The organism is Polaromonas sp., assembly GCF_029945925.1.
Classification (GTDB): domain Bacteria; phylum Pseudomonadota; class Gammaproteobacteria; order Burkholderiales; family Burkholderiaceae_C; genus Polaromonas.
Map to the genome: position 1 here is coordinate 14911 of NZ_JAQSDN010000031.1, position 20971 is coordinate 35881.

At 62.6% G+C, this 20971-nt stretch carries 16 protein-coding genes and 1 riboswitch; of the genes, 11 read left to right on the forward strand and 5 right to left on the reverse strand.

The window, feature by feature from the left end; translation table 11 throughout:
• Nucleotides 1–134 precede the first annotated feature (134 nt).
• The 6 genes from PSV40_RS07355 to PSV40_RS07380 all read left to right on the forward strand — a co-directional run bounded on the left by PSV40_RS07355 (nt 135) and on the right by PSV40_RS07380 (nt 5368).
• Nucleotides 135–1043 (forward strand): hydroxymethylglutaryl-CoA lyase, encoded by a 909-nt coding sequence (locus PSV40_RS07355; protein WP_300536140.1) that lies wholly within the window; start codon nt 135–137, stop codon nt 1041–1043.
• On the forward strand, nt 1040–1798 hold the full coding sequence (locus tag PSV40_RS07360) for a YbaK/EbsC family protein (protein WP_300536141.1): 759 nt from the start codon (nt 1040–1042) through the stop codon (nt 1796–1798). Before PSV40_RS07355 ends, PSV40_RS07360 begins: the two co-directional genes overlap by 4 nt.
• A gap of 40 nt (nt 1799–1838) precedes the next feature.
• Entirely contained in the window at nt 1839–2480 is a 642-nt protein-coding gene (locus PSV40_RS07365; RefSeq protein WP_300536143.1) for a 2-hydroxychromene-2-carboxylate isomerase, read from the forward strand.
• A gap of 180 nt (nt 2481–2660) precedes the next feature.
• Nucleotides 2661–4319 (forward strand): MFS transporter, encoded by a 1659-nt coding sequence (locus PSV40_RS07370; RefSeq protein ID WP_300536145.1) that lies wholly within the window; start codon nt 2661–2663, stop codon nt 4317–4319.
• Nucleotides 4320–4427: 108 nt separating this feature from the next.
• Nucleotides 4428–4607: a hypothetical protein gene (locus tag PSV40_RS07375; protein ID WP_293594390.1), complete on the forward strand. Its 180-nt coding sequence runs from the start codon at nt 4428–4430 to the stop codon at nt 4605–4607.
• A gap of 293 nt (nt 4608–4900) precedes the next feature.
• Nucleotides 4901–5368: a hypothetical protein gene (locus PSV40_RS07380; RefSeq protein ID WP_300536147.1), complete on the forward strand. Its 468-nt coding sequence runs from the start codon at nt 4901–4903 to the stop codon at nt 5366–5368.
• 15 nt (nt 5369–5383) lie between these two features.
• On the opposite strand, the gene PSV40_RS07385 is transcribed toward PSV40_RS07380, so the two are convergent.
• On the reverse strand, nt 5384–6496 hold the full coding sequence (locus tag PSV40_RS07385; protein ID WP_300536149.1) for an ABC transporter substrate-binding protein: 1113 nt from the start codon (nt 6494–6496) through the stop codon (nt 5384–5386).
• Between the two features lie 189 nt (nt 6497–6685).
• On the opposite strand from PSV40_RS07385, the gene uvrA reads away from it, so the two are divergent.
• Nucleotides 6686–12619, forward strand: a complete 5934-nt coding sequence (uvrA, locus tag PSV40_RS07390; RefSeq protein WP_300536151.1) for an excinuclease ABC subunit UvrA — start codon at nt 6686–6688, stop codon at nt 12617–12619.
• A gap of 191 nt (nt 12620–12810) precedes the next feature.
• Here uvrA and PSV40_RS07395 read toward each other — a convergent pair whose 3' ends face one another.
• The gene (locus PSV40_RS07395) at nt 12811–13635 is read right to left on the reverse strand and encodes an HAD-IIB family hydrolase (RefSeq protein WP_300536152.1); all 825 of its coding nucleotides are present in this window, start codon (nt 13633–13635) and stop codon (nt 12811–12813) included.
• Between the two features lie 32 nt (nt 13636–13667).
• Nucleotides 13668–13742: riboswitch (S-adenosyl-L-homocysteine riboswitch) on the forward strand.
• A 104-nt stretch (nt 13743–13846) separates the two neighbouring features.
• On the opposite strand from PSV40_RS07395, the gene ahcY reads away from it, so the two are divergent.
• From ahcY to PSV40_RS07415, 4 genes are all read left to right on the forward strand, one after another.
• Entirely contained in the window at nt 13847–15286 is a 1440-nt protein-coding gene (ahcY, locus tag PSV40_RS07400; protein ID WP_300536154.1) for an adenosylhomocysteinase, read from the forward strand.
• Between the two features lie 191 nt (nt 15287–15477).
• A complete protein-coding gene (locus PSV40_RS07405) occupies nt 15478–16482 on the forward strand; it encodes a TlyA family RNA methyltransferase (RefSeq protein WP_300536156.1) in 1005 nt (334 codons plus the stop codon).
• A 19-nt stretch (nt 16483–16501) separates the two neighbouring features.
• Complete coding sequence (metF, locus tag PSV40_RS07410) at nt 16502–17332, forward strand: methylenetetrahydrofolate reductase [NAD(P)H] (protein ID WP_300536158.1); 831 nt, start codon at nt 16502–16504, stop codon at nt 17330–17332.
• A complete protein-coding gene (locus tag PSV40_RS07415) occupies nt 17329–17952 on the forward strand; it encodes a septal ring lytic transglycosylase RlpA family protein (protein WP_300536160.1) in 624 nt (207 codons plus the stop codon). The genes metF and PSV40_RS07415 overlap by 4 nt, the downstream gene beginning before the upstream one ends.
• Before the next feature lie 70 nt (nt 17953–18022).
• Here PSV40_RS07415 and PSV40_RS07420 read toward each other — a convergent pair whose 3' ends face one another.
• The 3 genes from PSV40_RS07420 to PSV40_RS07430 form a co-directional block, all read right to left on the reverse strand.
• Nucleotides 18023–18166: a hypothetical protein gene (locus tag PSV40_RS07420; protein ID WP_366914974.1), complete on the reverse strand. Its 144-nt coding sequence runs from the start codon at nt 18164–18166 to the stop codon at nt 18023–18025.
• Between the two features lie 184 nt (nt 18167–18350).
• Nucleotides 18351–19397 carry a DUF4917 family protein gene (locus PSV40_RS07425; RefSeq protein WP_300536162.1) on the reverse strand — a complete coding sequence of 349 codons (1047 nt, stop codon included), beginning with the start codon at nt 19395–19397 and terminating at the stop codon, nt 18351–18353.
• 103 nt (nt 19398–19500) lie between these two features.
• Complete coding sequence (locus PSV40_RS07430; RefSeq protein WP_300536164.1) at nt 19501–20712, reverse strand: RDD family protein; 1212 nt, start codon at nt 20710–20712, stop codon at nt 19501–19503.
• Between the last annotated feature and the right edge of the window lie 259 nt (nt 20713–20971).

Sequence of the window (20971 nt, forward strand, 5' to 3'; positions counted from 1 at the left end):
TAGCTCCCTGCCCCCCGAAGGGGCCGCTGCGCCTGCGGGCTGGCAAAGCCAGACCCGCGGCCCCTGCTTGACTGGAAGTCCTACGGTCGCCCATTGCGCCTAGATTTCTGCCCCTACCTCAGGAACGTGCCCCCATGAAATACCCCTCCAAAGTCAAAATTATCGATGTCGGTCCGCGCGACGGCCTGCAGAACGAAAAAGCGCAGGTGCCCGCCGCCGTCAAGATCGAGCTGGTGCACCGCCTGCAGGACGCCGGCCTCACTGAAATTGAAGTCACCAGTTTTGTGTCGCCCAAATGGGTGCCGCAAATGGCGGACGCCGCCGAGGTCATGGCCGGCATCACGCGCAAGCCCGGTGTGCGTTATTCGGTACTGACGCCCAACATGAAGGGTTTCGAGGCCGCCGTGTTGTCCAACCCCGATGAAATCGTCGTGTTTGCCGCTGCCAGCGAGGCCTTCAGCCAGCGCAACATCAATTGCTCCATCGCTGAAAGCATTGAGCGGTTCCGTCCCGTGGCCGAGGCGGCCCGGGCGCACAACATTCGCGTGCGCGGCGCGATTTCCTGCGCCGTGGGCTGCCCTTACGAGGGCGAGGTTGCACCGGCACGTGTCGAGATGGTGGCACGCCTGCTCAAGGACATTGGTGTGCAGCACATCGGTGTGGCCGACACGATTGGCGTGGGCACGCCGCTGAAGGTCCGGCGCGCGATGGAAGCCGCGCTGAAACACTACGCGATCGACGAGGTGTCGGGGCACTTTCACGACACCTATGGCCAGGCCCTCGGCAACACGCTGATCTGCCTCGAAATGGGCATCTGGAACTACGACACCTCGTCGGCCGGCCTGGGCGGCTGCCCGTATGCCAAGGGTGCAACCGGCAATGTGGCGACCGAAGACGTGGTCTACATGCTGCAGGGCATGGGCATAGACACCGGCATCGACCTCGACAAGCTGATCGATGCCGGCAAGTTCATCAGCGACTACCTGGAGCGCAAACCGAACTCGCGTGCGGCCACCGCATTGCTGAACAAGAGGTTGGGATGATGTGTGGTGATGAGCTCAAGGTGCTGCCTGAAGGTGTGCAGCGCGTTGCCGCGGAACTGCAGGCCAGGGGCCATCCGCATTCGCCGGTGATGCTGGACGGCGCGGCACGCACCGCTCAGCAGGCGGCCGATGCCCTGGGTATCGCCCTGGGCCAGATCGCCAAAAGCATCATCTTTCGCCGCAAGTCCGATGACGCGGCGGTGCTGGTCATCACCGCCGGCGACCAGCGGGTCGACGAGCGCAAGGTCGAAGCCCTGGTCTGCCCCGATGGCAAACGGCTGGGCCGTGCGGATGCGGAGTTCGTCAAAACCCGCACCGGCTTTTCGATAGGCGGCGTTTCGCCGCTGGCGCATGCCACACCGCCCGTCACGCTGATCGACCAGAGCCTGTTCCGTTTTGAAGAGGTCTGGGCGGCGGCCGGCCACCCGCATGGCGTGTTCAAACTCAGCCCGCAGGAGCTCGTCGCCCTCACCGGCGCGCCTGTGGCCGACGTGGCGGTGGACCCGGTTCAGGAACAGGCCGCGCAGCAACGCGCTATTTTTTTGGTAGCGGCCCGCTCCCGTGAAATAAGGGGGGAGACCGAAAACCTTCCTTCACCCTGCATTTCGGTGTGCCGCATGGACGCGGTCAGCGGCTGGTGTGAGGGCTGCTTTCGGACCCGCGACGAAATTGCCGGCTGGAGCGGGGCGACGGATGCGGGCAAGCGTGCGGTCTGGACCCTGATCGAGCAGCGCATGGCCGCGCTGCAAGCCTGACGGACACCTTCCTCCCTACATCCATCCCGGCGAGCGTGCCATGAAACACATCACCTTCTACCTCGACTTCATCTCGCCTTACGCCTACCTGGCTTTCGAGAAGCTGCCCGAGGCCCTGAAGGGTCTCAGCTACAGCGTGACCTACAAGCCACTGCTGTTTGCCGGCCTGCTCAAGCACCATGGACAGCTCGGTCCCGCAGAAATCCCCGGCAAGCGCGACTGGACTTACCGCCAGGTGTTGTGGCTGGCGCACCAGCATGGCATCAGGCTGCAACTGCCTGCCAGTCATCCGTTCAATCCGCTGGGCCTGCTGCGCCTGGCCGTGGCCTGCGATGCACACGGCACGCCCAACCGTTATGTCTGCGAGACCCTGTTTCGTCACGTGTGGCAGACCGGGCTGGAGGCGGCCGATCCGCAGCGGCTCGCCGCACTGGCGGCGTCACTGGCGCCACAACGCGATATCGACGGTGCAGATGTGAAAGCGCAGTTGAAGGCGCACAGCGACGAGGCCATCGCGCAGGGTGTGTTTGGTGTGCCCGCGCTCGCGGTGGACGGCAAGCTGTTCTGGGGTCTGGATGCGCTGCCCATGCTGCGGGCTTTTCTGCTTGGTGATGCCTGGTTTGACGGCCCGGACTGGGATGCGGCCAGTCAGCTTGCGACGGGCGTCCCGCGCCGGAAATAGCCTGCCGCCCGGCACTCTCCGTCTACCGAACATTTCTCCGGGGGTTTTCCCTTGACTTGTCAGGGGACGATAAGTTTGGCGCAAGCTCCTGTTGGTTTCGCGTCAGAGCTGGGTCAGTCACTCCAAAAATAATTGCGCAAGCCCTCATGTCGAGGGCCTTTATTTTTTGGAGACAAGATCATGGCAACTGCAGCCGCCCCCAGGCCGATGAGCGCCGAGGAGAAGAAAGTCATCTTCGCCTCGTCACTCGGCACTGTTTTCGAATGGTATGACTTTTACCTCTACGGCTCCCTGGCAGCCATCATTGCCAAGCAGTTCTTCAGCGGACTCGATGAAGGCTCGGCCTTCATTTTTGCCCTGCTCGCGTTTGCGGCCGGTTTCATCGTGCGTCCGTTCGGCGCACTGGTGTTCGGCCGTCTCGGCGACATGATCGGCCGCAAATACACCTTCCTGATCACCATCCTGATCATGGGCCTGTCGACCTTCATCGTCGGCCTGCTGCCCAACTACGCGACCATCGGCGTCGCGGCACCCGTGATTCTGATTGCGCTTCGCATGTTGCAGGGCCTGGCGCTCGGTGGCGAGTACGGTGGTGCCGCCGTTTATGTGGCGGAGCACTCGCCTCACGGCAAGCGCGGTGCCTATACCTCGTGGATCCAGACCACGGCCACGCTGGGCCTGTTCCTGTCGCTGATGGTGATTCTCGGGACGCGTACCGTGCTCGGCGAAGCGGCCTTTGCCGACTGGGGCTGGCGCATTCCTTTCCTGGTGTCCATCCTGCTGCTGGGCGTGTCGGTGTACATCCGGCTGAGCATGAACGAGTCGCCGGCCTTCACCAAAATGAAGGCCGAAGGCAAGACCTCCAAGGCACCTTTGTCCGAATCCTTCGGCCAGTGGAAAAACCTGAAGATCGTCATCCTGGCGCTGATCGGCCTGACCGCCGGCCAGGCGGTGGTCTGGTATTCGGGCCAGTTCTATGCCCTGTTTTTCCTGACGCAATCGCTCAAGGTGGACGGCGCCACTGCCAACATTTTTGTCGCTGTTTCGCTGCTGATCGGCACGCCTTTCTTCGTCGTTTTCGGCTCGCTGTCGGACAAGATCGGCCGCAAGCCCATCATCATGGCCGGTTGCCTGCTGGCCGCGCTGACCTACTTCCCGGTGTTCACCGCGCTGACCAAAGCCGCCAACCCGGATCTTGCTGCTGCACAGGCCAAGAACAAGGTCGTCGTGACGGCTGACGCGAGCGAATGTTCGTTCCAGTTCAACCCGACCGGCACGGCGAAGTTCACCAGCTCCTGCGACATCGCCAAGCAGGTGCTTGCCGGTGCATCGGTGAGTTATGAGAACGCACCTGGCGCCGCTGGCGTACCCGCCACCATCAAGATCGGCGAAACGGTCATCTCCAGCTATTCTTCCAAAGGCCTGCCTGCGGATGAAGCCAAGAAGAAGGACGTCGCGTTCAAGAAGCTGGTGGCTGACGACCTGAAGGCTGCCGGTTACCCGACCAAGGCCGACCCGGCCAAGGTGGACAAGTTCATGGTGATTGCCATCCTGACTTACCTGGTGCTGCTCGTGACCATGGTCTACGGCCCGATCGCGGCCATGCTGGTGGAACTGTTCCCCACGCGTATCCGCTACACATCCATGAGCCTGCCGTACCACATCGGCAATGGCTGGTTTGGCGGCTTGCTGCCCACCACGGCCTTTGCCATCGTGGCGCAGACAGGCAACATGTACAACGGCTTGTGGTATCCGATCATCATTGCCGGCATGACCGTCGTGATTGGCACCTTGTTCATCAAGGAAACCAAGGACGTTGACATCTACGCTGACGACTGATCCCCGGGAATGTCAGCCCTGTGGTTCTGCCTGATTCCCGGGCAGAACCACCAAACAAGTTTTTTATAAACCCCCGTGTTGCCGGGGGTTTTTTTCTGGAGAAATAGCATGTGGAAAATTGCACTCGCATTTGTGGTCTTTGCAGGTCTGGCCATCTTCATCCTGAGCAAGGGCGGAGACATTGACATGGGGGGCGAAAAGCATGGCATCGAGGTCACGCATGAAGCCCCGCCGCCGGCATCGGCTGCTTCAGCCGCCGCGTCGGCCGCGTCCGCGCCTGCACGCTAGGGCCTGTTCACACTATTGATACAAGATGCGTTGCGAGTCAAAAAGGCCATGCGCGAGGCGCAAAATGCAGCCGGGCTGGCGCCCGGCAAGGCTTTGCAACGCTGCGCATGGCCTTTTTGGCCGCAACCCGGAGGGAACGTGGTTAAAACAACGCCACTCGTCGTTGCACTCCTAGCCCAGCCGCCCAGGCTGAGCGTCGTCGCGCGCCTAGATTGGCGCTGTTTTCACCACGTTCGCACTCGCATCAATAGTGTGAACAGGCCCTAGTCGGCCCTCCGCACCGGACCAGCGTCATGATTTATGCGAAGACCGAGGCCGGACAGCAGGCCTTGAAAGACCGGTCCCTGCTGACGCCCCGACAGCGCTCCGCCTTCATCCTGTTTGACGGCAAACGTTCCGTTTCGCAGGTGCTGGAGGCGACGGCGGGCCTGGGTGTGACGCCGGCAGAGCTGGTTGAACTGGTGGAGCTGGGCTTTCTCACACCCAGCCAGCAGTCAATGGAGAAGGCTGCTGCTGCGACCGCGCATGCGGCCGCCGTGGTGGCCCGGCAGGAGGGCAGCGATGCTGCCAATGATCGCTACAAGAAAGCCTACCCGCTCGCTGCGCAGCTAACGGGGGCGCTGGGGCTCCGGGGTTTCAGGTTGAACCTGGCCGTCGAAGGAGCGGCCGATGTCGAGGCCCTGCTTGCGTTGCTTCCAAAAATCAGGGACGCCGTCGGGGCCGGCAAGTGCAGCGAGCTGGAACAGGCCCTCAAGGGCTGAGGGCCCGGGGGTGTTCTAGCGCCTGAATTTCCCGTCTGTGCCAATGATGGACAGATCGGCGAAGTCGAGTCCGGTGTGGTCCTCGGGGGAGTAGTTCACTTCCAGCCCGCCGATATCGAACTTGCGTATGGTTTCCAGGGCGGCCTGGATTTTTTCGCGCGTTGGTTTGGCGCCGGCCCGTTTCAGCCCTTCGACCAGAACCTTGGCAGCGGCAAACCCTTCGAGCATGGCCGGGCTGATGTCGCCAGTGCCTTTGGCCTTGGACAACTCCTGGGCTTCCTTGACCATGCCGTAGGCGATGGAGCGTTCGTAAGGAAAGACCTGGGTCACGATCACGCCGCGCGCATTGTCGCCCAGGCTTTTGATGAAGCCGGTCGATGCATTGTTGGACAGCGTCACGATCTGCGCCGCGGAGCCGGCTGCGCGAAAAGCCTTCAAACCATCGACCACCGCCTGGCCGGAGGCCACCATGATGATGGCCTGTGCATTGGACTGGACAACCTTGGGAGCGATCGGCCCGAAATCGGGCTTGCTGCGGTTGAATTTCTCCAGCACCGCAGGCTGCAGCTTGGCGGCAGCGAAGCCTTTTTGGGCGCCGGCCACGCCGTCGGCACCGAAGCTGTCGTCGGCATAAACCAGGCCGATGCGCGTGATGCCCATCGAGTTCAGGTGGCTGACGGCTTTTTCGGCCTCACGCTGGTAGGTGGCGCGCACGTTGAACACGTGTTTCTTGACCGGCTGGTGCAGCACCATGGCGCCGGTGGATGGGCCGATCAGCGGTACGCCGTGTTTTTCGAGGAGAGGAAGAATGGCTTCCGTGTGAGGCGTACCGCGGGTCAGGAACATGGCGGCCACGTTCTGTTCCTCGATCAGCTTGCGGGCATTTTCGCCGGCCAGCTTGGGGTCGAACTTGTCGTCGAGCGAGACCAGTTCAATCTTCTGTCCGTTGACGCCGCCCTTGGCATTGACGGCATCGATATAGAGCTTGGCACCGTCTGTGGTTTCTTTCACGCCGGCACCCACGGGGCCGGTAAATCCTGCGGTCTGACCGATCAGGATTTGTGCCTGGCTGGCGTGGCTCACGGCAGCCAGAAGAATGGCTGCGCACCAAAAACTCGGATTTTTCATAGCGGTGACTCCTGCGGATTGGTTTTACCTGTGGATTGGAACATGGCAACGTGTCAATGAAGAGATGAAAAACCAGCATATCTGCGCCAAATCATGAAGCGCGCACTGCTGGCGTTGTCTTAACCCCACGCCGGACAATCTGGAAGGGCCTGTCTAGAATGTTTGACCTACAAGGAAAGCCCCCCACCCATGACCCAGGGAACCATCCGCATTCGCGGCGCGCGACAGCACAACCTCAAAAACCTGGATCTGGATATCCGCACGGGGGAAATGACGGTGGTCACCGGACCCAGCGGGTCCGGCAAGTCCTCGCTGGTGTTTGACACGCTGTTTGCCGAAGGCCAGCGCCGTTATGTGGAAACTTTTTCGGCCTATGCACGGCAGTTCCTGGACCGCATGGACAAACCCGCGGTGGACAAGGTGGAAGGGGTGCCACCGGCGATTGCGATCGACCAGACCAACCCGGTTCGCAGTTCGCGCTCCACCGTGGGCACCATGACCGAACTCAATGATCACTTAAAACTTTTGTATGCGCGTGCCGCGCAGCTATTCGACAAGAAGACCGCGCAGGCCGTGCGCCATGACACGCCGGAGTCGATTTATGCCGAACTGATAGCGCGTACTGCGGGCAGTGATCCACGCGTGGTGATGACTTTCCCGGTAGAACTGCCTGGAAATACCAGCGCTGACGAGGTCACGCAGTGGCTGTCGGCCAGCGGCTTCACGCGGGTGCATGCAGAGCGCGACGTGGCGACGCCTGCGGGGCCGCACAAGCTGCTCGATGTGGTGGCTGACCGGTTTCGCATTCATGCCGCAGAAAAGTCGCGAGTGGTGGAAGCGATTGAACTGGCGCTCAAACGCGGCGGTCGCCTCAATGTTTATGTGCAGCCGGCGCAGGAGGGTGCCGTCGAGGAGATGTGGCGCTTTTCGACCGGCCTGCATTGCCCCGAGAGCGACCTGCGTTACGCCGAACCCACGCCCTCGCTGTTTTCCTTCAACTCGGCCATGGGCGCCTGCGACACCTGCCGTGGGTTCGGCCGCGTCATCGGGGTCGACTACGGCCTGGTGATTCCCAACGACAAGCTGACCCTGCGCTCCGGTGCGATCAAGACCCTGCAAACCCCCGCCTGGGCCGAAAACCAGGACGACCTGATGCGCCATGCAGAAGCCGCAGGCATTCCACGCGACACGCCCTGGTACAAACTCACGCCAGCGCAGCAGCATTGGGTGATCCACGGCACGCCGGCCTACAAGGACGGCCAGTGGAAAAAGCAGTGGTATGGCGTCAAGCGCTTTTTCGCCTACCTGGAGACCAAGGCCTACAAGATGCACATCCGGGTGCTGCTGTCCAAGTACCGCAGCTACACACCCTGCGAGACCTGTGGCGGCGCGCGCCTCAAGCTCGAAGCCCTGCTCTGGCGTCTGGGCTCGAAAGAAGCCGCCGATGCGGCGCTGCCGCCTGGCAAACGTTTCATGCCTGTGGGTGTGGACTGGACCCGCGCGCAGCTCGAGGCCCTGCCCGGCCTGAGCCTGCATGACCTGATGCAGCTGCCGATCGACCGGCTGCGTGAATTTTTCAACGGGCTGGCGCCAGCCGCGCTGCAGGACGGCAGCGCCCCCGATGCCGAGTTCAAGGCGCTCAAATCGCTCTTCGAGGAAATCCACACCCGGCTCAAATACCTCTGTGATGTCGGCATCGGTTACCTGACGCTGGACCGGCAAAGCCGTACGCTGTCGGGCGGCGAGGTGCAGCGCATCAACCTGACGACGGCACTGGGCACTTCGCTGGTGAACACGTTGTTCGTGCTCGATGAACCGTCGATTGGCCTGCACCCGCGCGACATGAACCGCATCACCCAGGCCATGCACCGGCTGCGCGATGCCGGCAACACGCTGGTGGTGGTCGAGCACGACCCGGCCGTGATGCTGGCCGCCGACCGCATGATCGACATGGGCCCGGGCCCGGGCGAGAAGGGTGGCCAGATCGTTTTCGACGGCACGCCGGAAGACCTCAAACACGCCGACACGCTGACCGGCGCCTACCTGGGCTCCCGCAAGCAGGTGGGCATGGGCTTCAAGCGCCCGGTCACCGACAACACGCCGCGCCTGATCCTTGAAGGTGCGCGCGACCACAACCTGAAAAACCTGACGGTGGAATTTCCGCTGCAGCGCCTGGTCTGCGTGACCGGTGTCAGCGGGTCGGGCAAGTCCACGCTGATGCAGGACATCCTGGCGCCGGCGCTGCTGCGCCAGTTCGGCAAGGCCACGGAAACGCCGGGTCTGCATGACCGGTTGATGGGTGCGGACTACCTGACCGATGTGGTGTTTGTCGACCAGTCGCCGATCGGCAAGACGGCGCGCTCCAACCCGGCCAGTTATGTCGGCGCCTGGGACGCGGTGCGCGAGCTGTTTGCGCAGGCGCCCATGGCCCGCCAGCGCAGTTACACCGCGTCCAAGTTCAGCTTCAACAATGGCGACGGGCGCTGCCCGACCTGCGGCGGCTCGGGCTTTGAACATGTGGAGATGCAGTTCCTCAGCGACGTCTACCTGCGTTGCCCCGACTGCGACGGCAAGCGTTACCGGCCCGAGATCCTCGAAGTCACGATTGAACGCAAGGCGATCGGTGATGTGCGCGCGCGCCTGATGAATGTGTCCGACGTGCTGGACCTGACCGTGAGCGAGGCCTGCGCGCTGTTTGCGCAGGACCGTGAGGTCATTCGCGCGCTGCAGCCCATCGTCGATGTGGGGCTGGAGTATGTGAAGCTGGGCCAGCCGGTGCCGACGCTGTCGGGCGGCGAGGCGCAGCGGCTCAAGCTGGCTGGCTTTCTGGCGGGCGCGTCAAAAACGGCCAGTGTCAGCCGGCAACCGCTGGCGCTGAAAAACATCAACCGCGGCACGCTGTTCCTGTTTGACGAGCCGACCACTGGCCTGCATTTCGACGACATCGCCAAACTCATGCGTGCGCTGCGCAAGCTGCTGGACGTCGGTCATTCGCTGATCATCATCGAGCACAACCTCGATGTGATCCGTTCGGCCGACTGGCTGATCGATCTTGGCCCCGAAGGTGGCGAGGCCGGCGGCCTGCTGGTGGCCCAAGGCACGCCCGAAGCCGTGCGCCAGCACCCGACCTCACACACCGCGCTGGCCCTGCGCGAGTACGAAGCGGCCATGGGCAAGGTGCACGGGGTGGAGGAAGCCCGCGCCAAGGTCTGGACCACCAAGCCGGCGTTTTCCAACCTGATCCAGATCGTCAATGCCAAGGAGCACAACCTCAAGAGCCTGTCGGTCAACATTCCGCGCGGCCAGTTCAATGTGGTGACCGGCGTGTCGGGCTCCGGCAAGTCCACGCTGGCGTTCGACATCCTGTTCAACGAGGGCCAACGGCGTTACCTCGAGTCGCTCAACGCCTATGCGCGCAGCATCGTGCAGCCGGCCGGCCGGCCCGAGGTGGACGCGGTCTACGGCATTCCGCCGACCGTGGCGATTGAGCAGCGCCTCTCGCGCGGCGGGCGCAAGTCCACCGTGGGCACGACCACCGAGGTCTGGCACTTCCTGCGCTTGCTTTACGTCAAGCTCGGTATCCAGCACTGCACCAAAGACGGTGCGGCGGTGATGCCGCAAAGCGCGGAAAGCATTGCCGCGCAACTGCTCAAGGCGCACCGCGGCCAGCACATCGGGCTGCTGGCGCCGCTGGTGATCAACCGCAAGGGCGTTTACACCGAGCTGGCCGACTGGGCGCGGCCGCGCGGCTACACCCATTTGCGCGTGGACGGCGAATTTCTGCCGACCACCGGTTTCCCGCGGATAGACCGCTTCAAGGAACACACGGTGGAGTTGCCAATTGCGGATATCCACGTGACCCCCGCCAACGAGGCCGCGTTGCGCCAGGCGCTGGCCACCGCGCTGGAGCACGGCAAGGGCGTGGTGCATGTGCTGGCCCCGCTGGATGGCTTGCGTGGCGCGATGCTGGCCGGCACGTCCACCCGGCAGATAGGCAGCTTGCAGGCCTCGTCCACCAAGCGGGCCTGCCCGGTCTGCGCCACCTCCTACCCCGAACTCGACCCGCGCCTCTTCAGCTACAACAGCAAACACGGCTGGTGCCCGGACTGCGTGGGCACCGGCGTCAGGCTGACCAGGGAACAGCGCAAGGTGTTCGACGATTCGGTGCGCGACGATGACAACAAGGGCCGCGAGCAGAGTTTTGTCGAAGCGGATGTGGACGAGGTGCTGGACGCCGTCTGCCCGACCTGCGCCGGCTCACGCCTGAACGCGCAGGCGCGCGCCGTGAAGTTCGCGGGGGTGGGCATTGACGACATCGCCGCGCTGTCGGTGACCGACGTGCGCCGCTGGGTTGAAAAACTCGCGCTGTCCGGACGCGAGGCCGGCATTGCGCGCGACCTGCTCCCGGAGATCAAGAGCCGGCTCGAATTCCTCGAAGACGTGGGCCTGGGTTATTTGACGCTGGACCGCGGTGCGCCCACCTTGTCGGGCGGCGAGGCGCAGCGCATCCGGCTGGCGGCGCAGCTGGGTTCCAACCTGCAGGGCGTCTGTTATGTGCTGGACGAGCCAACCATCGGCCTGCACCCGCGCGATAACCAGATTCTGCTGCGCGCGCTGGGCAAACTCAGCGAACGTGGCAACACCCTGGTGGTGGTTGAGCACGACGAGGACACCATACGCCGCGCCGACAACATCATCGACATCGGCCCCGGTGCCGGCAAGCGTGGCGGCCAGCTCGTGGGGCAGGGCACGGCGGCGCACCTGGCCACCCTGCCCGATTCGCTGACCGGGCGTTATCTGGCGCATCCGCTGATCCATCCGCTGCATGCGCGACGCGAAACGCAGTTACCCCTCACCCCCACCCTCTCCCCGGAGGGGCGAGGGAGCAATTCAGCGAGTTCACTCCCTCTCCCGCTGGGAGAGGGCGGGGGTGAGGGCTCCCCGCTCAAGCCCCTGAGCAAGCAGAAGCAGGCTGCGCTCAAGGCTGCCCGTCTGAAAGCAGAGGCGGCCAGCGCCAGCATCGCCCACAATGCCGCGCCGGCGGCAGCCAGCCCTTTCACCTCCTGGCTTACCGTGGTCGGGGCCGACCTGCACAACCTCAAGAACGTTTCGGTCCAGGTCCCGCTGTACCGGCTGGTGGCGGTGACAGGGGTGTCGGGTTCGGGAAAATCCACGCTGGCGCGCGATGTGCTGCTGGCCAATGTGCAGGCCGGCGTGGTGCAACGTTCGACCCGGGCCGGGCGCGAGGCCGACGATGCCGGCAAACACCCGGCCTGGATCGGCTGCGAATACATCGAAGGTTACGAGGTGGTGGACCGCGTGCTGGAAGTCGACCAGACGCCCATCGGAAAAACACCGCGCTCCTGCCCGGCGACCTACATTGGTTTCTGGGACACGGTGCGCAAGTTGTTCGCCGACACGCTGGAAGCCAGGGCGCGCGGTTACGGCGCCGGGCGTTTCAGTTTCAACACCGGCGAAGGCCGCTGCCCGACCTGCGAAGGCGCGGGCGTGCGCACCATCGGCATGAGTTTTCTGCCTGACGTGAAAGTGTTGTGTGAGACCTGCCACGGCGCGCGTTTCAACCCCGAGACCCAGGCGGTGACCTGGCGCGGCAAAAACATCGGCGACGTGTTGACCATGGAAGTGGACGAGGCCGTCGGGTTTTTTGCCTCCATGCCGGGCATTGCGCACCCGCTGCAGTTGCTCAAAGACGTGGGGCTGGGTTACCTGACGCTGGGCCAGCCGTCGCCGACGCTGTCGGGCGGCGAGGCGCAGCGCATCAAGCTGGTGACCGAACTGTCCAGGGTGCGTGACGACATCACACGGCGCGGCCAGAAGGCGCCGCACACCCTGTATGTGCTGGACGAACCCACGGTGGGCCTGCACATGGCCGACGTGGAAAAACTGATCCATGTGCTGCACCGGCTGGTCAATGGCGGACATAGCGTGGTGGTGATCGAGCATGACCTCGACGTGATCGCCGAAGCCGACTGGGTGATTGACCTCGGGCCGGACGGCGGTAATGCCGGTGGCCAGGTGGTCGCGGCCACGACGCCGGAGCAGGTGGTCAAGCTGGGCACGGCCACCGGGAAGGCTTTGCAGGGGGTGCTGGAAAGAACATGAAAACCCCTGTCGGCGCCCACTGCGTGTGGCGCCATCTCCCCTTGCAGGGGACGGCGGCTGCAGGCCGGCGGAGCCGGGCCTGCGGCCTCCGCTGGCAGGGGGTCAGGGATGCGGTATTGCGCCATTGCTATTGAATTTATAGCTCCTGGCGCAAGACCCATAGGGGCTGTGGTCGTATTTTGCTTGTAATGTCAGCCGGGACCACGCGCCGCCAGCAGCGCCGCCGCCACTTCGGCAAAGCCCGCGCCGCGCTCGCCCTCGGTGATGTAACGCGGCTTGTGGCTCAACTCCGCTTCAAAGCGGCGGATGTTGGCCACGCCCACCGAATGCGCAAAGGCCTCGAACATCAGCTGGTCGTTGGTCGAGTCGCCGACATAGACCCAGCGCCCCATCTCCGCATCGAGGTCGCGGCCGAACAGCTCGCGCACGATCCAGCGCGCGCCCTCCAGCTTGTTGTGCGCACCGAACCAGCCATTGATGTGAATGGAACTCACCGTTGCGTTCATGCCTTCGCTTTGCATGATCTGCACCGCCTGCGCGATCTGCGCCGGCGGCAGGTGCACAAACTCGCTGTGGTCGATGGCAATGTCGGTTTCGCGGCCGGGGCTGTCCTCGGACAACACAGCGCCGGGCACGTCCTGCATCACACGCCGCGCCACCTGCTGCATGCGGGCGTAGTTGGCCAGCCGTGTCGGCGCATCCTGTTGATACAGTTTTGATAGCTGCTCGCGCCCGCCAGTCAAGGGCTGGCGCCCGATCTGGCTTGCAAGCAGGGCCACGGCGCCGTTTTCGGCAACGATGGCATCGACCGGCCAGCGCAGTGCAAAAGGCTCGCTCCAGCCCACCGGGCGGCCGGTGATGGGAATCACATGCAGGCCGGCGGCCTTCAGGTCGCCCAGGGCCTGCAGCGCGTCGGGTGTGATCGCGCCGTCGGTGGTCAGGGTGTCGTCAATGTCGGTAAAAACGCCGGTGATGTGTTGCCGGTCTTGCGCGGGCCAGGTTTTCAGGGCTTTCATGACGAAAGTGTCGCATGCCTGTACAATCACCGGTTCCTGAGGAGCGTTGCAACCCACGACATGTGGTCTAGGCTCAGGACTTTCATTTGCAACCACGCTCACCCGCATGTGCTCTCAAGCCGGGTGAGATCCAACAGACTCCCCGCCGACTTGTAACCTTGTGGCCGTGGCTATTTTGCCCAATTGGACCCTTGATCCTGGAGATATCCCAATGAACGCCGTATTGAAACCCGCCCAGACCGCCGCTGACTACGTGATTGCCGACATTTCGCTTGCCGCCTGGGGCCGCAAGGAACTGAAAATCGCCGAAACCGAAATGCCCGGCCTGATGGCCATCCGCGAAGAGTTCGCCAAAGCCCAGCCCCTGAAGGGCGCACGCATCACCGGCTCGCTGCACATGACCATCCAGACCGGCGTGCTGATCGAGACGCTGCAGGCCCTGGGCGCCGACGTGCGCTGGGCATCGTGCAATATTTTCTCGACGCAGGACCATGCCGCCGCCGCGATTGTGGCCGCCGGCACGCCCGTGTTCGCAGTCAAGGGCGAGACCCTGGCCGACTACTGGGACTACACCCACCGCATCTTCGAATTCAGCGGCGCCAAAGGCACGCCCGAAGAAGGCCCGAACATGATCCTGGACGACGGCGGCGACGCGACGCTGCTGATGCACCTGGGCACCAAGGCCGAAACCGACGCCAGCCTGATCTCCAAGCCGACCAGCGAAGAAGAAATCTGCCTGTTCAACGCGATCAAGGCCAAGCTGGCCATCGACCCGACCTGGTACAGCCGCCGCCTGAAAAACATCCTCGGCGTGACCGAAGAAACCACCACCGGCGTGCTGCGTTTGAACGAGATGTCGGCCAAGGGCACGCTGGCCCTGCGCGCCATCAACGTCAACGACTCGGTGACCAAGTCCAAGTTCGACAACCTCTACGGTTGCCGCGAGTCACTGGTTGACGCGATCAAACGCGCCACCGACGTGATGGTCGCCGGCAAGGTAGCTTGCGTGGCCGGTTACGGTGACGTGGGCAAAGGCTCTGCCCAGGCCCTGCGCGCACTGAGCGCCCAGGTCTGGGTGACCGAGATCGACCCGATCAACGCCCTGCAGGCCGCAATGGAAGGCTACAAGGTCGTGACCATGGAATACGCTGCCGACAAGGCCGACATTTTCGTGTCGGCCACCGGCAACAAGAACGTGATCACCTATGACCACATGGCGGCCATGAAAGACCAGGCCATCGTCTGCAACATCGGCCACTTCGACAACGAGATCGACGTTGCCGCGCTCGAAAAATGCACCTGGGAAGAGATCAAGCCGCAAGTCGACCACGTGATCTTCCCGGACGGCAAACGCATCATCCTGCTGGCCAAAGGCCGCCTGGTGAACCTCGGTTGCGGCACCGGCCACCCGAGCTTCGTGATGTCGTCCAGCTTTGCCAACCAGACCATCGCGCAGATCGAGCTGTTCACCAAACAGGCCGACTACGAAGTGGGCAAGGTTTATGTGCTGCCGAAACATTTGGACGAAAAAGTCGCGCGTCTGCACCTGAAGAAGGTCGGCGCGATGCTGACGGAACTGAGCGACGAGCAGGCTGCGTATATCGGTGTCAGCAAGGCTGGCCCGTACAAAGCCAATACCTATCGCTACTGAGCAGAGGTATTCCTCCCTCTCCCCTGGGAGAGGGCAGGGGTGAGGGCTGGCCGCGCCAATGCACCGCGGCCGGGCTTGTTGCATGTATGGCGGCATGCCCTCACCCCATCCCTCTCCCAAAGGGCGAGGGGGGCAAACCCGGGCCGTGACCTGAAGTTTTTCGGGTGACAGGGCTTATTTCATGGAGCTTCATGCGCGCTGACCTATTCCTCGTTGACAACGGCTTTGCCGCCACCCGCTCCCAGGCCCAGCGCCTGATCGCTTCGGGCGTGTTGTGGCGCGCCGAGGAAAGCGCACCCTGGAAGAAGGTTGCCAAGAACGGCGACGAGATTCCGGACGGCGCCGAGCTGCAGATCCCCGACACCACCGAAGCCAAGTACATCTCGCGCGGCGGGCTCAAGCTCGAAGGGGCACTCAAAAGCACCGGTCTCAGCGTGGCCGGCCTGCGCTGCCTGGACATCGGGCAATCCACCGGCGGCTTCACCGACTGCCTGCTGCAGCACGGGGCTGTGCAGGTGGTGGGCGTGGACGTGGGCCACGGCCAGCTGCACCCCAGCCTGCGCGGCGATCCGCGTGTGCTGTGCATCGAAGGCCTCAATGCCCGCTCCATGACCGCTTCTGATTTGATAGCAGGTCCCGCCCATGCAGCGGAGGCTGAAGGTCAATTTGACGATGATGATGAGTTCGAGGCGGACGAGGGCGAGGCCGTCGAAGCCGACTTTGATTTCCTGACCGGCGACCTGTCCTTTATTTCCCTGACGCTGGTGCTGCCCGCCGTGGTGCGCCTGCTGAAAGCCGGCGGTCATCTGCTGATGCTGGTCAAACCCCAGTTCGAGCTGCAGCCCGGCCAGATCGGCAAGGGCGGCATTGTGCGTGATGCTGTGCATTTTGAATTTGTCGAAAAGCGCCTGCGTGACGCCTGCGCTGCGCTGGGGCTGGACGTGAAAGCCTGGCTGGCCTCGTCGATTGAAGGCGGCGACGGCAACCGCGAGTTTTTCATTCACGCCGTCAAGGGCCACAACACGACGGGTGAAGACCAGCCGCTGCCGGCGCCGCCGCCGCGCAAGGCCGCCAAACGTACGCCGCGCAGCGAAATACGCGCGATGCATGAGGCGCATGAGGACTCTGAAGAAGCCCACGCCGGCCAGCACGGCCCGGCGCGCGGCAAGCGCCGCGACAAACCCGACGAAGAATGAACGGAGAAAGAAGATTCCGATGAACCTGCCCATCAGCTTTGAATTTTTCCCGCCCAAGACACCCGAAGGCGCCGACAAGCTGCGCCTGACGCGCCAGGCGCTGTACGCGCACCAGCCCGAGTTCTGCTCCGTCACCTTCGGGGCTGGCGGCTCCACGCAGGAAGGCACTTTCGGCACCGTCGGTGAAATCCTGAAAGAGGGCGTTGACGCAGCCTGTCATTTCTCATGCGTGGGCGCGACCAAGGCCACGGTGCGCCAGCAGCTCGCCGCCCTGCAGGCCATGGGCGTCAAGCGCCTGGTGGCCCTGCGCGGTGATCTGCCCAGCGGCTACGGCATCGGTGGTGAGTTCCATTACGCGAGCGACCTGGTGGCTTTCATCCGTGAGTTCACGGGCGATGCCTTCCACATCGAGGTGGCGGCCTACCCCGAGATTCACCCGCAGGCCAAGTCGGCCGACGCCGACCTGCAGGCCTTTGCTACCAAGGTCAAGGCCGGCGCCAACTCGGCCATCACCCAGTATTTTTTCAACGCGGACGCCTACTTCCGCTTTGTGGAGGACACCCGCCGGCTGGGCGTGGATGTGCCCGTGGTGCCCGGCATCATGCCGATCACCAGTTCCACCCAGCTGATGCGGTTTTCCGATGCCTGCGGCGCCGAGATTCCGCGCTGGATCCGCCTGCGCCTGCAGGGTTTCGGCGACGACACGGCATCGATCAAGAGCTTCGGCCTCGACGTGATCACCGGCCTGTGCGACCAGTTGCGGACCGCGGGTGTGCCCGGCATTCACTTCTATACGATGAACCAGTCTGCCGCCACGACGGAAATCATTCGCCGTCTGCAGCCGCTTTGACACAGCGGGCAGCCATCAGGCAGGCCATTGCCGTTGGCCTGCTGGCCCTGCTGGCGGCCTGCACGACACCTGCGCCACCGTCATCCGGCCGCTCCGCACCCCGCCCTGTGCCGATAGCCACACCGGCGCCCATGCCCGCCAGCCCCGAGGCTGCGGACACGCCGACGGACGCTGCGCCCCTGTCCATCGGGTCCGTCAGCGTTCTGCCGCGGCCAGCGTTGCTGGCGGATGAGCCAGCGCGCGAGTTCGAGCGTGGCGCCGCCTCGTGGTACGGCCCGGGTTTTCATGGCCGGCTGACGGCCAGCGGCGAACGGTATGACATGAACGCTTTCACGGCCGCTCACCGCACCTTGCCGTTTGGCACCCTGGTGCGGGTGCACAGCCTGGTCAACGGCCGTGACGTGGATCTGCGCATCACCGATCGCGGCCCCTTCAGCCGCAACCGCATCATCGACGTGAGCCGCGCCGCCGCGGCAGAACTCGGCATGCTGGGCCTGGGTTTCAAGGAGGTGGTGTTGCTGGTTCCGGAATCCACAACGGCCATGGCGACCGTCCCGCCGCCACCGGGCAGAAAATCCCGGCGCAGCGCCAGGCGCGCGCCAGCGCCCAGGGTGCGCTAGGCATTTTGATATCAAATTGGCCTCCGACCCTTATCCAGCGGGCGCAGGTAGCTCCTGAATACATAGCGTTTTAGGGTGGCGCAGCAGGCAACGCCATGCGAAAGCTGTAGCCGTGGCGCTCAAAATCCAGCGCGTCGTAAAACGCATGCGCCTTCTCGCGTTTGAGGTTGGACGACAACGCCAGCTTGTAGCAGCCGCTTTCGGCGGCTAACATTTGCCGCAGCTTGCCTGCCGCTTGTATCGACTGGCGCTTCGGCGACGCAGATTCCATGTCGGCACGGGCCACCACAGAGCCCAGTCCAGATGCCGGATATACGACTGCAGGCGCTTCCCACACAGCCAATCTATTGGTCAGTTTCTTGCGCTTGTGGGGGAGTCCATATATGAAGGGTTAGGGCTCAACCCCACACCTTCGCCGACTGGGCATCGTAGAAATGAACCTCCAGTTCCTGAGCACGCTTCCTTCCGAGTGTTCGGGACTTTCTGGCTTGGGAAATTTTGCTTGCGCGTGTAATGACTTCTTTGTTGTGTTGGGCGCTGGGATCTCCGTAAACACCAACAAACAGTTTTCCAATCTTCCCGATCTCGAGCATTCGTATGACGTGCTCATCGTTAGGTGCAAATGACAGGCCGTATACAAACATTGAACCGGTGACCTTCGGCATGCTTGCTAGACCTCGATGGAGGTAGCCACTGTGCTTTATGCGTTCCAGCTTCTCTTGGGAAGTGCCTTCGGATACGAACAGTGGGTACTTCGACGACGCGAGTGCGGCACGAATCTGCTGTTTAAGCCTTATGCCGGTGTTCTTCCAAGTGTACTTCTGCAACTCGGAGCCAGCATCAAAAAGATGAAGCGCTCCGTGAAGATAGTAGATCCTCTGCTCATAGCTGTTTTCAACCTCCCAGGTTACGTACTCCTCAGGCCCCGAGTCAGGATGGCGAAAGCCGTCGTCGCACTCTAAGTGTGGTGCGATTTCTTCTTGCATGAACGCCCAGTAAAGAAGGAGGTCGTAATTCAGTGTGTAGACGCGCTCAAAGTTGGCTAGAAATCCCGTGCACGCTTGGTATGCCGTTTGCGCTATTTCTCCCGGCCATTCGGGATGGCTGCCGGCGATAGCCGATACGAGGACCTCTCTTAGCTTTACTGCGTCGTCTCGAAGAATTGCAGCCAGTGCTGTGCTGGCTGGTGAGTAGGTTTCGAGGATCGAGGCGGCAGAGTTGAGCGACTTGATCACCACCTCGAAATCTGTTGTTCCCAAGGCGTCGAATGTTGCTCGACAGTGTGGCGACAGACCGGCGAAGTCCGCGCGATCAAAAAGTGCGGCATACGAAAAGATGTCATTTCGACAGGCACGACTGAAGCCGTTGCCTAGCAGGGCATGAATGTGACCTGATGATTTCGCCATGGACAAGCATTCATCGAACGTGAGGAGAGCAAAGGTCATAGAACTTGAGCCCTATCGTCGTGGTGCACGGCGGGCCAGCGAGATGCTGGAGAACGCGCGGTTGCTGGCGGCCCGTCCCTTCGACCTAAAGTTAGGCCCAGGCTCAGTCGATGGATTCAAGGAGCAGTGCCTGCAGTCTCATGGGTTGCTCCGACGCTGGTTCTTTGCCTGAATTCGACAAGATGACCACACGCCATACTTGCCTTCCCTTCTTAACAAGTGTCGCGTGCACTCTTTGAGTTCTGTCGTCAGACATCGTGCCTGTGATTGTCACAGCCTCGCGAGCACCAACTTTCGTTGGTACGCCCGGTAGCGATAGCCTCATGTTTCCCTGTACGGCCGTAACCCATGCGTTCAGGTAGCGTTCCAAATCTAGAGTAGGTTGTACCTCGTCTTTCGCGAATACAACAATGACACCGTAGTCTGGACCGGAGAAAATGTGGATAGGTTGCTTCTCGTCGTTCGCTTGTTCCTGATGTATCCACCCACTCGGAACTGCCACTGACCTACCGGTTACTTGATTGAGCCAAGTGGTTCCACCGTAGTAGCTTCGATCCGACGCATTGGACATCTGCTGCAGGGCAGCGTTGACGAAGAAGAGCGCGGCGACAACGGCGACAGCCGATAGCGCACGGATGACGCCTAGCTTTGGCGCCTTTACATTGAAGTTGCCCTCATCGTACCGAGCGTGACCACCTGATTTGAGGTGACCGTGTTGGCGTGCCATGGTGAAGAGCGAAACGAGAGGGAACCCCGTTCCGAGACCAAACCAGTAGACGCCGAGTTGGCGCTGCAGATACTGAGTCGCGGTTGGTCGCTGGGCTCCAACGGTGGTGACTCTAACGCCAAGAAGCGCCTTACCTGGCGTGTTGCCAAAGATCGCAAAGATAGCGGCCTCGGCTAGCAAGACTAATGGCAGGAGCAGCCAGCCGAATACGTAGTCGGAGCCGGGGCGCTGGATCCAGAGCCCAAATTCCAACGACAGTCTCGACAGCACAAACGCGACGAGGAATGCAGTTGGTAGGGCAATGATCCAGAGATCGACGAGCCTGGCGAAGAAACGGCGCCAGGGCCCGGCGAGTGGTAGAGCAATGAGGTGCTCACGGGCGGTCGGTTTGGGCAGTTCGGGCGGCACCGCGCGAACGACCTGTTGCAGGTCTGGCAGTTCTGAAAGTGATGCCCAGTTTGCCTGGCCTTCCTTCCAGACCAGTGTGCTCTGGACGACCTTTCCCTCCAGCAGCATTGCTCGAAGCACATCAATCGAGACAGGCCCTTTTCGAGCGTCGCCGATTGAATACCACCACTCGTCTTGCATTCTTGACTCCTCAAAGAGATGATAAGTGCGGGTTCGAGCCTAACGCCGCGGTTTACGCGCGGGCCGAGCGCAGCGCGAGGACCGTCGCATGGAACCCCGTGTTATGCCCCGCCATTTCTGGTGCCAGCGGTGAAGCGCCCGAGGGCGAATGCTATTTCTCCAACGACGCGAGGAGAAAACATGAGCATGATCAGCCATGCGACTGGGGGTGTCTGAATTTCTGTGTGTGAGGCGAGATTGCCTGCCCGAGGTTTGGGCA